Raw genomic sequence first — 11,830 nt, 5'->3', positions numbered from 1 at the left:
GCGCAGGGCTGATGGCCTATGTTCAGGGTCACGGCGGTCAGGTAAACGCACGGACCAATGATCGAACGACCGACTTTTTTTTCGAGCTGCCGCCTCAGGTGTTTGCCGGTGGACTGGAGCGTCTGTCAGACATGCTCGCTCATCCGCGTATGAATCCGGACGAGCAATTTCGGGAAAGAGAGGTGCTGCACGCGGAATTCATCGCTTGGTCACAGGATGCGGCGGCGCAACAGCAAATAGCGTTGTTCGATGGGCTTTCGTTGACTCATCCGCTGCTCGGGTTTCATGGCGGAAACCGCGACAGCCTTCCCGTGCCGCAGCCGGAGTTTCAGCAAGCGTTGCAGGATTTTCACCAGCGTTTTTATCAGACCGGGCAGATGACACTGAGCCTGGCCGGGCCGCAGAGTCTCGACGAGTTGTGTGAGATGGCCCAGCGCTTTGGCGCCGAGATTCCCGTCGGGCAACGAGTCTCGCAACAATCGCCTTCTGTATTGATGGAGACCTCGAAAAAAACTTATCAACAGGCTGGCGAACGTCGGCTGGGTCTTCTGTTCGCGTTCGAAGCCTTGCCCGAGTCATCGCGTGAAGCGCTGGCGTTTCTGTGCCATTGGCTGAACGCCGCGAAACCTGGTGGTCTGATGGCGAAGCTGCGTGAACAGGGTCTGGCTGACAGCCTGAAAGCCGCGCCGCTATATCAGTTCGCCGGGCAAGCCTTGCTGCACATCGAATTCACCACCACTCAACCGGGGAGTGTGATCCGCGAGAAGTTACTCGACTGGCTGGGCTTCTTTGCCTCCCATCAAGACTGGGCTGGCTTGCGCAAAGAATACGCGGCCCTCCTGCAACCTTCAGCGGCGAGTGGCAACTGCCGACAGCTAACCCGTTTTTGCGCACCGAAGCACCCGCCGCCAATGCCGGGCTGATTCGCGGCCAGACCAGCAAACACCGTGGCCTGCGCACGTTTGCCCAGGATCGTTCACGCAGTCGTCGGGAAAACTCCCCGATGCAGTTCAGTCAGGCTGTGCCGGACAACACCGATGAAGGCGCGATTTATCTGCGCTGGCGACTCGACTGCAAACCTCACGCCAGCCTTCAATCGACCCTGGAAAACCAATTGCAGCCGTTGCGTGAAGATGCGAGTCAGGCCGGCGTCGACTTTTCCTTCAGTGCCTCAGGCAATGAATGGTTGCTCAAGATGACGGGGCTACAGGCAGCGATGCCAATTGTCCTCGAACATGCGTTGAAGGAGCTAACAACACCCGCAGCCGGAGTCTCACAGGACGAACCGCCGAGCGTAGCTGTGATGCCCATCAAACAACTGCTGAAGGCGCTACCTGAACATTGCCTCGAACCCGCCGCTGTCTCAGAGGATTTGTTGCAGCTTTGGTCGAGCGCGCGTTGGGAAGGCCTGGCCGTTGGTTTGTCGTCGCAGACACAAGCGGCAATAGGGTTGGCGCTGAGCCGCGTGCCCGGCGTTGCAGATCAACAATCGTCGCTGCCCTCGATCAAATCGCAGCGACTGTGGACCACTGTCGACACCGGATCCAGCGAAAACGCGCTGTTGTTGTTTTGTCCGACCGCCACACGGGACATCACCGACGAAGCCGCCTGGCGCTTGCTCGCGCACCTGTGCCAGTCACCGTTCTACCAGCGGCTGCGAGTGGACTTACAACTGGGTTATGCCGTGTTCAGTGCATTGCGCCAGATCCATGGGAAGACCGGGATTCTGTTCGGCGTGCAATCACCGAGCATTGCACCTGCCGGTTTGCTGGAACACATCGAACACTTTTTGAGTGAGTTGCCAGGAATGATCGATGGCATCGACGATGCCACCTTCGTCCATCAGCGTCAGTCCCTGGCTGATCAATTCGACCTCAACGCCCTGCCCGTCCATCAGGCCGCCGAATTGCTCTGGCAGGACAAACTGGCTAGCCACTCGTCGGATTATCTTGAGCGTCTATCCGAAACAATTCTGTTGATCGACCGCGAAGCATTACTGGCCGCAGCGCAACGATTGAATCAAACGCTCGGCGGCTGGCGCTGCCTGGCTAACGGGCCAAGACCGAGCGAGATTTGGCAAGTGACAAAATGATCATTACAGGCGCTGCAATTAGCTTTTTCAAAGTTTCACGGGCATCAGCGCTGTAATTTTGAGTAACATAGCAACCTAACTATCTGAACATCTCCGGCTGGAGGTGGACTATATGTATAGATCTGAACTGTCCCATCACCTGAAGGAGCGCTCCCATGTCCTGGTCCAAACCTGCTTACACCGACCTGCGTATCGGCTTTGAAGTCACCATGTACTTCGCCAGCCGCTAATCTTTTTGTATCGCAGTGCCAACGCCTCGGCTCGCCGAGGCGTTTTTATTTCAGTTTTCGAATGATGGAGCGGCCATGTTTGTCCAGATTCTAGGTTCCGCCGCCGGCGGCGGTTTCCCCCAGTGGAACTGCAATTGCGTGAACTGCGCCGGTTTTCGCGATGGCACCCTGAACGCCAAGGCGCGGACCCAGTCGTCTATCGCGATTTCCGATAACGGCGTGAACTGGGTGCTGTGCAACGCTTCGCCAGACATACGCGCCCAGCTCCAAAGCTTTGCGCCGATGCAACCTGGCCGTGCCCTGCGCGATACCGGCATCAGCGCGATCATCCTGATGGACAGTCAGATCGATCACACCACCGGTCTGCTCAGCTTGCGCGAAGGTTGCCCGCATCAAGTGTGGTGCACCGACATGGTCCATGAAGACTTGAGCACCGGCTTCCCGCTGTTCACCATGCTGACCCACTGGAATGGTGGCCTGGACTGGAACCGGATCGAACTTGACCGCAGCTTCACCATTGCGGCCTGCCCGAACCTGCGCTTCACCCCCCTGCCGCTGCGTAGCGCCGCCCCGCCTTATTCACCGCACCGCTTCGACCCACACCCCSGCGACAACATCGGTTTGATCGTCGAAGACCTGAACACCGGCGGCAAACTGTTCTACGCGCCGGGGCTGGGCAAGGTCGACGCGCCGCTGCTGGAGATCATGGCCGGCAGCGACTGCCTGCTGGTGGACGGCACGATGTGGGACGACGACGAAATGCAGCGCCGTGGCGTCGGCACCCGCACCGGTCGGGAAATGGGCCACCTGGCACAGAATGGCCCCGGCGGCATGCTGGAAGTGCTGGAGCAGCTGCCGAAACAGCGCAAGGTGCTTATCCACATCAACAACACCAATCCGATTCTTGATGAGGATTCGCCGGAGCGTGCCGAGCTGGTTCGGCGGGATGTTGAAGTGGCGTATGACGGCATGAGTATTGTGTTGTAAGAAGCCGAGACCGCTGCGCGGTCTATCGCCAGCAGGCTGGCTCCCACAGGGGAATGCGATCAACTGTGGGAGCCAGCCTGCTGGCGATGAGGCCGGTCCTGACACCAAAGAATCCACCGGTTGTTCCCCGGAGAACCACAATGACTGACGCCCCAATGTCCCCCGCCGAATTCGAGGCCGCCCTGCGCGCCAAAGGTGCCTATTACCACATCCACCACCCCTACCACGTGGCGATGTATGAAGGCCGGGCGAGCCGCGAAYAGATCCAGGGCTGGGTCGCCAACCGCTTCTACTATCAGGTGAACATCCCCCTGAAAGACGCTGCCATCCTCGCCAACTGCCCGGACCGCGAGATCCGTCGCGAGTGGATTCAGCGCCTGCTGGATCACGATGGCGCCCCCGGCGAAGACGGCGGCATCGAAGCCTGGTTGCGACTGGGCCAGGCCGTCGGCCTCGACCCGGATCAGTTGCGTTCGCAGGAATTAGTCCTGCCCGGCGTGCGCTTCGCGGTCGATGCCTACGTCAACTTCGCACGCCGGGCCAGCTGGCAGGAAGCCGCCAGCAGCTCGCTGACGGAACTGTTCGCGCCGCAGATCCACCAATCGCGTCTGGACAGTTGGCCGCAGCATTACCCGTGGATCGACCCGGCCGGGTATGAGTATTTCCGCACTCGCCTGGGTCAGGCGCGCCGGGATGTGGAACACGGTCTGGCCATCACTTTGCAGCACTACACGACACGTGAAGGCCAGGAGCGCATGCTGGAAATTCTCCAGTTCAAACTGGACATTCTTTGGAGCATGCTCGATGCCATGAGCATGGCCTACGAACTGAAACGCCCGCCGTATCACAGCGTGACCGAGCAAAGGGTCTGGCACAAAGGAATCACCTTATGAGTTTCGACCGTAGCAAGACCCCGACCTGGCGTACCGGTTACCGTTTCCAGTACGAACCGGCACAGAAAGGCCATGTGCTGCTCTACCCCGAAGGCATGATCAAACTCAATGAAAGCGCCGCGCTGATTGGCGGCTTGATCGACGGCGAACGCGATGTCGCGGCGATCATTGCCGAACTGGACGCGCAGTTCCCCGGCGTACCCGAGCTCGGTGAAGACATCGAGCAATTCATGGAGGTCGCGCGTGCTCAGCACTGGATCGAACTTGCCTGACGGCACTTCAGTCAAGTTATCGCCCAAACCCGAAATTGGCTTGCCGCTCTGGCTGCTCGCCGAGCTGACGTATCGCTGCCCGCTGCAATGCCCGTACTGCTCCAATCCGCTGGACTTCGCCGAACAAGGCAAAGAGTTGAGCACCGAGCAGTGGCTAAAAGTGTTCCGCGAAGCGCGTGAGATGGGCGCAGCTCAGTTAGGCTTCTCGGGCGGTGAACCGCTGGTGCGCCAAGACCTCGCCGAACTGATAGCCGAGGCGCGCAAGCTGGGTTTCTACACCAACCTGATCACCTCCGGGATTGGCTTGACGGAGCAGAAAATCAGCGATTTCAAGAAGGCCGGTCTGGACCRTATCCAGATCAGTTTTCAGGCCAGTGACGAGCAAGTGAACAACCTGCTGGCTGGCTCGAAAAAAGCCTTTGCGCAGAAGCTGGAAATGGCCCGTGCGGTGAAGGCTCACGGTTACCCGATGGTGCTGAATTTCGTAACCCATCGGCACAACATCGACAAGATCGATCGCATCATCGAGCTGTGCATCGCCCTGGAGGCGGACTTCGTCGAGCTAGCTACCTGCCAGTTTTACGGATGGGCGCAGCTCAATCGGGTTGGCCTGTTGCCGACCAAGGAACAACTGGTCCGCGCCGAACGCATCACCAACGAATACCGCGCCAAACTCGAAGCCGAAGGGCATCCGTGCAAGTTGATTTTCGTCACGCCGGACTATTACGAAGAGCGCCCGAAAGCCTGCATGAATGGCTGGGGCAGCATCTTTCTGACAGTCACGCCGGACGGCACCGCCCTRCCCTGTCACGGCGCCCGACAGCTGCCGGTGCAGTTTCCCAATGTGCGCGACCACAGCATGCAGCACATTTGGTACGACTCGTTCGGCTTCAACCGCTTTCGCGGTTACGACTGGATGCCTGAGCCTTGCCGTTCCTGCGACGAGAAAGAGAAGGATTTTGGCGGCTGCCGCTGCCAGGCGTTCATGCTCACGGGCGATGCGAGCAATGCTGACCCGGTTTGCAGCAAATCTGAACATCACGGCGTGATCCTCAAGGCCCGCGAAGAAGCCGAGCACGCGACCCAGACCATCGAACAACTGGCCTTTCGCAATGAACGAAATTCACGCCTCATCGCAAAAAGCTGAGCCCTTCAGCGCCGCTAAAGCCGTCGCTGCCGGCGTCGACTTTGCCGAGTTGCAGGTCGGCCGGCATGGCCTGTTCTGGAATGAATATCGGCCCGAAGACGCCGCCTGCCGGATCTGGCATTGGCGCGATGGCCAGGCGCATTGCCTGACACCAGAGGGCTTCAGCGTGCGCAGTCGGGTGTACGAATATGGCGGTGGCGCGTTTTGTCTGACTGATGACGGAGTTGTTTTCGTCAACGAGGCGGACCAGCAGCTGTATCGACAGTCGCTGATGGGTGAAACGCCTGAAGTGCTGACTTCGAGCGGGTGCCGTTACGGTGATCTGCAATTTGCCAACGGTCAGGTTTTGGCGGTTGAAGAGAACCGTGACCAGCATCGGCTGGTGGCGATTGATGTGCGTGATGGGGAGCGTCATCTGCTGGCAGAAGGTGCCGACTTCTACGCGGCGCCGACCCTGAGCCCAGACTCGCAACGCCTCGCGTGGATCGAATGGAGCCGCCCGAATCAACCCTGGACTGCAACTCGACTGATGGTTGCCGAACGTCAGGGCGATGGCGGGTTTGCGTTTCCGCGTTGCGTGGCTGGCGAGGGTATTCAGGAGTCGCTGCAACAACCTCGATTCGATGACAACGGTCGTCTGTTTTGTCTGACCGATCGTGGCGGTTACTGGCAGCCATGGGTGGAGTCTTTAGAAGGTTTGAGCCCATTGCCAAGCGCTGCAGCGGACCATGGACCGGCGCCTTGGCAATTGGGGGGTTGCACCTGGCTACCTCTGACTGAAAACCGTTACCTGGCCAGCTGGACCGAAGGTGGATTTGGCCGACTGGGTCTTTGTGGTGACACCTGTGAAGACTTCACCGGCACCTACAGCCGCTTCCGCCATCTCGCACTGGATGAGCAGTTCATATACTGCATCGCCGCATCGCCGATCAGTTCGGCGGCGGTCATTTCCATTGACCGCGATACCCGACAGGTCAAGGTACTGGCCGGTGGCATAACACCGTTACCCGCCGAGCAGATCAGCGTCCCGCTAACCCTGCGCTACCCCAGCGGCTTGGGTGAAGCCCATGGGTTTTTCTATCCGGCGATGAGCGGCGATGCGAAACCGCCGCTGGTGGTATTTATTCACGGCGGTCCGACTTCGGCCTGTTATCCGATGCTCGATCCACGCATTCAATACTGGGCACAACGCGGCTTTGCCGTGGCCGATCTCAACTATCGCGGCAGCAGCGGCTATGGCCGTGCCTATCGCCAGGCACTGCATCTGAGTTGGGGTGACGTGGATGTGGAAGATGCCTGCGCGGTCGTCGCACATCTGGCCGAACGAGGCTTGATCGATGGCGACAAGGCGTTTATTCGCGGTGGAAGCGCCGGTGGCTACACCACCCTTTGTGCGTTGGCCTTTCACAACGTCTTCCGCGCGGGCGCCAGCCTTTATGGTGTCAGCGATCCCGTCGCACTGGGCCGTGCCACTCACAAATTCGAAGGCGATTACCTGGACTGGCTGATTGGCGATCCGGTGCAGGATGCTAACCGCTATGCCGCGCGAACGCCTCTGCTGCATGCGAGCAATATCAGCGTGCCGGTGATTTTCTTTCAAGGTGAGCTGGATGCGGTGGTCGTGCCCCAACAGACCCGCGACATGGTCACGGCGCTGCAGAACAACGGCATTCTTGTCACAGCGCATTACTACGCGGACGAACGCCACGGCTTTCGCAAGGCAGGCAATCAGGCCCATGCGTTGGAGCAGGAGTGGTTGTTTTATCGGCGGGTGATGTCACTAGAGAACAATGCCTGAATAGCAGTGTGCCCATCGCGAGCAGGCTTCCCACATCCAACCTTATTCCCTGCAGGAACCCGTTCACTGTGGGAGCGAGCCTGCTCGCGATGGCGGTTTATCTAACCCCGCTAACCTCAACGCTTGGCGATGATGTAAACCGCATGCACGATCCCCGGAATGTAACCGCACAACGTCAGCAAAATATTCAGCCAGAACGCCCCGCCGAAACCGACTTGCAGAAACACACCCAATGGCGGCAACAGAATGGCGATGATGATTCGAACAAAGTCCATGGGGTAGCTCCTGATTTTAAGTAGGCTCGTATATGCACTATAGCTAATCGACCTGTGCCGTTCGTCAGGGTTCAGTGCAATGCCTCAGGCCAGTATTTCAAGGCCATGTTTCTGAACGATGCTCAGTAACTTCAGCGCCATGCCGCTGGGATGTTTGTAACCCGACTCCCATTGCTTAACCGTCGAAGCGCTGGTGTTCAGATATCGCGCGAACACCGGCTGACTGACGTTGTTGCGTTCCCGTAGCGCTTTGATCTGCTCTGCATCAATAGCCTCAGGTACCGGAGCCAGACAAAGATCTTCGAACTCGCGCAAGGTGGTCTTGCTGATTGCACCGATGGAAAACAAGGCATTGGCAGATTCGTAAATAGATTCTGACGCCTCACTTCTGAATTTCTTACTCATAAAGTATCTCCACAAACTCCTTGATATCCAGGAAGTGCTGGACTTGCATATCCGAAAGTCCCTCGTAGGTCTTCGCCATTTTCCGAAAAGCGATCAGGTCTTTCTGACAAATATTGCTCTGGTCCTTCTTGGCATACAGAAACTGATAAACGCAGTAACTGGCCCCTCTGGCCAGGACAATCGAACGATACCGGTTGGCATTCAAACGTTTCGTCCAGACCCCGCCGCCAAGATTGTCCGCTTGGCCATTTAAGATTTCGGTGAATGCCTCTCGAAGCTCCTCGTCACCGATCCATGCGTTTGCGGCTTGCATCGCAAAGCGTTTCGCCTTGAATAACCTTGGTGACACGGGCATCCCTTCAAAAAACATACCACCCAGTGGTATAGAATTCAAAACCAGTTCTTCAACAAAGTTGTTTCACTGGCACCAGCATTCCTTGCCGGTCCTTTTAAAAAGCCACCAATCCCGCTACCGCTCAAGCACGAAATGCATTTGGCAAAACGCCGAGACAAAAAAAAGCCCCACGCGAAAAGAATCAAACGAGGGGCGATGCGTTATTACCGTGAGACGGTTCGGGAATATCTGTGGGACGAGTCTGATCAGACTGTAATCCCATTGCGGCACTGCAGTTGTGCGGTGCGCACGCGGGAGACTTGGCAACAACGAACTGCTGTGGAAACCGCTGACCGAGCCGCGAGTGCCGCTGAAAGTCGGTCTGGTGTGTCGGGATGTACAACGGCAACAGGCCTCTGGCCTTATTGCGCACGCTGTTGGAAGAAGTGATGAACGGGCCCGATGAACGATTGAACCGCTCGAAAACCCTCGACGGGCTGAGCTGATCACTTTTCTGCAGACAAAAGAAAACCCCGCCGAAGCGGGGCTTTGCAGACTGTTTCCCTGACATCCATTTCACTCCGCCGTCCTGGCAGAATCCTACGTGTCCGTGTTGTGGCTTTGCGCTTCCTGCGCGACGTCCGTGTTAAGAAGATTAACTGTGGATCCAATCTTCGCCTATGGGAAAACAGCAGCACGTCATGTAAGAGATTGCTTACATGACGTCGTGTTTGTCAGAACTGTGCAGCATCCAGCAGGAACAGCGATTCGCTACCGGCTTTCACCGATGCACTCAACGAGTGAATGCGTGGCAGCAGACGGGCGAAATAGAAGCGCGCCGTGCCGAGTTTGCTGGCGTAGAAATCATCCTGCGCTTCCTTGCCCAGCGCGGCTTTGGCCATCAGTGCCCACATGTAAGCGTAGGCGACGTAACCGAAGGTTTGCAGGTACTCGACCGAAGCCGCGCCGATTTCATTCGGGTTGTTTTTCGCGCGATCCAGCACCCATGCGGTCAATTCGTCGAGGGTGGTGACGGCATCATTCAGCGGCTTGGTGAACTCGGCGAGATTGGCGTCGGCGGTCGCGGTGAAATGACGGATCTCGTCAGCGAACAGGTTGTAGAACGCCCCGCCAGTGCCAACGATCTTGCGCCCCACCAGGTCCAGCGCCTGAATGCCGTTGGTGCCTTCGTAGATCTGGGTGATGCGAACGTCACGTACCAGTTGTTCCTGGCCCCACTCACGGATGTAACCGTGGCCGCCGAACACTTGCTGGCCATGAATGGTGGTTTCCAGACCCAGGTCGGTCAGGAACGCCTTGGCCACTGGCGTCAATAAGGCCACCAGATCTTCAGCACGCTTGCGAGTGGTCGCATCTTCGCTGAACTTGGCGGTGTCCAGTTGCATCGCCACGTAGGTGGAGAACGCACGACCGCCTTCATTCGAGGCTTTCATGGTCAGCAGCATGCGACGCACGTCCGGGTGGACGATGATCGGGTCAGCGACCTTGTCCTTGTTTTGCGCGCCGGTCGGCGAACGACTTTGCAGGCGATCGCGAGCGTATTCAACGGCGTTCTGATACGAGCGCTCGCCAGTCGCCAGGCCCTGGATACCGACGCCCAGACGCTCGTAGTTCATCATGGTGAACATCGCCGCCAGGCCTTTGTTCGGCTCGCCGACCAGGTAACCCACGGCTTCGTCGAAGTTCATCACACAGGTCGAAGACGCCAGGATGCCCATTTTGTGTTCGATCGAACCGCAGTTCGCCGGGTTGCGCGCGCCGAGGCTGCCATCGTCATTGACCATGAACTTCGGCACCAGGAACAGCGAAATGCCTTTCGGACCAGCCGGCGCGTCCGGCAATTTGGCCAGCACCAGGTGGATGATGTTCTCAGTCAGGTCGTGCTCGCCACCGGTGATGAAGATCTTGGTGCCGCTGACTTTGTAGGAACCGTCGGCTTGAGGCTCGGCCTTGGTGCGGATAATCCCAAGGTCAGTACCGGCGTGCGGCTCGGTCAGGCACATGGAACCGGCCCAGACGCCGGCGTACATGTTCGGCAGGTACGCGGCTTTCAGCTCTTCGCTGGCATGGGCGTTGATCGACAGGCAGGCGCCGGCCGTCAGCATCGGGTACAGGCCAAACGACAAGCTCGCGGAGTTGACCATTTCTTCAACCTGAGCCGAAACAGCCTTGGGCATGCCCATGCCACCGTAGGTCGGATCACCACCGACGCCAACCCAGCCGCCTTCGGCATAAGTCTGATAAGCCTGTGGGAAACCGGCCGGCGTGGTGACGGCACCATCCGCCCAGTGGCAACCCTCTTCGTCAGCCGCACGGCTCAAGGGCGCGATGCTTTTGCTGGTGACCTTGCCGGCTTCTTCAAGAATCGCTTCGACGGTTTCCGCATCGACGGTCTCGGCCAGCGCAGGTAACTGGGCCCAGAGTTTGGCGACCTCGAAAACTTCATTGAGGACGAAGCGCATATCGCGCAGGGGCGCTTTGTAGTCAGCCATGGCAAACCTCGCAAGATCTAAACAGGTAATTCGTAGGAGTGGTGTGTACGTTGAGTCCGAGTGTAACCCAACAACTTTTACGACACATAGGGTCAGCCGGTGACTATTTTTCAATGTTTAGTCACCGACTATTCAGTCATTAAAAAACCCGCTATTACGCGGGTTCTCCTTTGTGACGGATTTTAAAAGATTAAAGCGAAAACAACTCTGCTGGCAGCTTCATCAGGCAATCGCTTCCTGCCTCGATGGCCGCCCGATGAGCGGCGGTGCGTGGCAGCAAACGCTTGAAGTAAAACTCGTTGGTCGCGAGCTTGCCCTGACAATAATCAGCATCAGCACTCCCCGCATCGAGTTGCGCCTGAGCCACCAGCGCCATGCGCAGCCACAGATAGCCGAGGATTATGTAACCGCTGTACATCAAATAATCCACAGATGCCGCGCCGACTTCGTCGGCATTCTTCATCGCGGCCATGCCGACGTTGGTGGTCACCTCACCCCATTGCTGATTCAGCGCGTTGAGTTGCGCCACATAGCTGGCAAGTTGCGGATGCTCGGCGTTCGCCGCGCAGAACTTATGCACGATTTTGGTGAAGCCGCGCAGCAGCTTGCCCTGACTGCCGAGCACTTTGCGCCCGAGCAAGTCCAGCGCCTGTATTCCGTTGGTGCCTTCGTAGATCGGGGCGATCCGGCAATCGCGAACCAACTGCTCCATGCCCCACTCACGAATGAACCCGTGCCCGCCAAACACCTGCATGCCGAGATTGGTCACTTCCAGCCCGGTGTCGGTCATGAAGGCTTTGCAGATCGGCGTCAGGAACGCCAACAGGTCTTCGGCGTCCTGACGCGCGGTTTCGTCCGGACTCAGATGTGCAACGTCCAGCAAC

11 protein-coding genes and 2 pseudogenes are annotated in these 11,830 nt (G+C 58.1%); 8 read left to right on the top strand and 5 right to left on the bottom strand.

Annotation, left to right across the window (positions count from 1 at the left end; genetic code table 11):
- From pqqF to AC1DRJ_RS12665, 7 genes and pseudogenes are all read left to right on the top strand, one after another.
- A pseudogene (pqqF, locus tag AC1DRJ_RS12695) lies at positions 1-2,092 on the top strand (pyrroloquinoline quinone biosynthesis protein PqqF); the annotation flags it as partial.
- A 155-nt stretch (positions 2,093-2,247) separates the two neighbouring features.
- Complete coding sequence (gene pqqA, locus AC1DRJ_RS12690; protein WP_009045898.1) at positions 2,248-2,322, top strand: pyrroloquinoline quinone precursor peptide PqqA; 75 nt, start codon at positions 2,248-2,250, stop codon at positions 2,320-2,322.
- A 75-nt stretch (positions 2,323-2,397) separates the two neighbouring features.
- Positions 2,398-3,309, top strand: coding sequence for a pyrroloquinoline quinone biosynthesis protein PqqB (gene pqqB, locus AC1DRJ_RS12685; RefSeq protein ID WP_477802449.1), 912 nt, complete (start codon positions 2,398-2,400; stop codon positions 3,307-3,309).
- Positions 3,310-3,449: 140 nt separating this feature from the next.
- Positions 3,450-4,202, top strand: a complete 753-nt coding sequence (pqqC, locus tag AC1DRJ_RS12680; RefSeq protein ID WP_477802448.1) for a pyrroloquinoline-quinone synthase PqqC — start codon at positions 3,450-3,452, stop codon at positions 4,200-4,202.
- On the top strand, positions 4,199-4,474 hold the full coding sequence (pqqD, locus tag AC1DRJ_RS12675) for a pyrroloquinoline quinone biosynthesis peptide chaperone PqqD (RefSeq protein WP_007947819.1): 276 nt from the start codon (positions 4,199-4,201) through the stop codon (positions 4,472-4,474). Before pqqC ends, pqqD begins: the two co-directional genes overlap by 4 nt.
- The gene (pqqE, locus tag AC1DRJ_RS12670; protein ID WP_477802451.1) at positions 4,467-5,621 is read left to right on the top strand and encodes a pyrroloquinoline quinone biosynthesis protein PqqE; all 1,155 of its coding nucleotides are present in this window, start codon (positions 4,467-4,469) and stop codon (positions 5,619-5,621) included. The genes pqqD and pqqE overlap by 8 nt, the downstream gene beginning before the upstream one ends.
- Positions 5,587-7,419 (top strand): S9 family peptidase, encoded by a 1,833-nt coding sequence (locus tag AC1DRJ_RS12665; RefSeq protein ID WP_477802447.1) that lies wholly within the window; start codon positions 5,587-5,589, stop codon positions 7,417-7,419. Before pqqE ends, AC1DRJ_RS12665 begins: the two co-directional genes overlap by 35 nt.
- Positions 7,420-7,535: 116 nt before the next feature.
- Here AC1DRJ_RS12665 and AC1DRJ_RS12660 read toward each other — a convergent pair whose 3' ends face one another.
- The 3 genes from AC1DRJ_RS12660 to AC1DRJ_RS12650 form a co-directional block, all read right to left on the bottom strand.
- Entirely contained in the window at positions 7,536-7,694 is a 159-nt protein-coding gene (locus AC1DRJ_RS12660; RefSeq protein WP_007947822.1) for a YqaE/Pmp3 family membrane protein, read from the bottom strand.
- 84 nt (positions 7,695-7,778) lie between these two features.
- Positions 7,779-8,099 carry a helix-turn-helix domain-containing protein gene (locus tag AC1DRJ_RS12655; RefSeq protein WP_223515010.1) on the bottom strand — a complete coding sequence of 107 codons (321 nt, stop codon included), beginning with the start codon at positions 8,097-8,099 and terminating at the stop codon, positions 7,779-7,781.
- Positions 8,092-8,448: a type II toxin-antitoxin system RelE/ParE family toxin gene (locus AC1DRJ_RS12650; protein WP_477802450.1), complete on the bottom strand. Its 357-nt coding sequence runs from the start codon at positions 8,446-8,448 to the stop codon at positions 8,092-8,094. The genes AC1DRJ_RS12655 and AC1DRJ_RS12650 overlap by 8 nt, the downstream gene beginning before the upstream one ends.
- 307 nt (positions 8,449-8,755) lie before the next feature.
- On the opposite strand from AC1DRJ_RS12650, the pseudogene AC1DRJ_RS12645 reads away from it, so the two are divergent.
- Positions 8,756-8,939 (top strand): annotated as a pseudogene (locus AC1DRJ_RS12645) (LysR family transcriptional regulator); the annotation flags it as partial.
- Between the two features lie 228 nt (positions 8,940-9,167).
- Here the strand turns inward: AC1DRJ_RS12645 and AC1DRJ_RS12640 are convergent.
- Entirely contained in the window at positions 9,168-10,946 is a 1,779-nt protein-coding gene (locus AC1DRJ_RS12640) for an acyl-CoA dehydrogenase C-terminal domain-containing protein (protein ID WP_477802446.1), read from the bottom strand.
- A gap of 190 nt (positions 10,947-11,136) precedes the next feature.
- A partial coding sequence (locus AC1DRJ_RS12635) for an acyl-CoA dehydrogenase C-terminal domain-containing protein (protein WP_477802445.1) occupies positions 11,137-11,830 on the bottom strand: 694 nt, incomplete at its 5' end.

This window comes from Pseudomonas sp. P5_B2 (genome assembly GCF_056400445.1).
Note: the sequence above shows the minus strand (reverse complement) of the source record. Positions and strands in the feature narration are given on the sequence as shown.

Coding starts and splice junctions, on each gene's coding strand:
- AC1DRJ_RS12655 (WP_223515010.1), bottom strand. CDS start 8,099: ATGAGTAAGAAATTCAGAAGTGAGGCGTCAGAATCTATTTACGAATCT.
- pqqD (WP_007947819.1), top strand. CDS start 4,199: ATGAGTTTCGACCGTAGCAAGACCCCGACCTGGCGTACCGGTTACCGT.
- AC1DRJ_RS12660 (WP_007947822.1), bottom strand. CDS start 7,694: ATGGACTTTGTTCGAATCATCATCGCCATTCTGTTGCCGCCATTGGGT.
- AC1DRJ_RS12665 (WP_477802447.1), top strand. CDS start 5,587: ATGAACGAAATTCACGCCTCATCGCAAAAAGCTGAGCCCTTCAGCGCC.
- AC1DRJ_RS12640 (WP_477802446.1), bottom strand. CDS start 10,946: ATGGCTGACTACAAAGCGCCCCTGCGCGATATGCGCTTCGTCCTCAAT.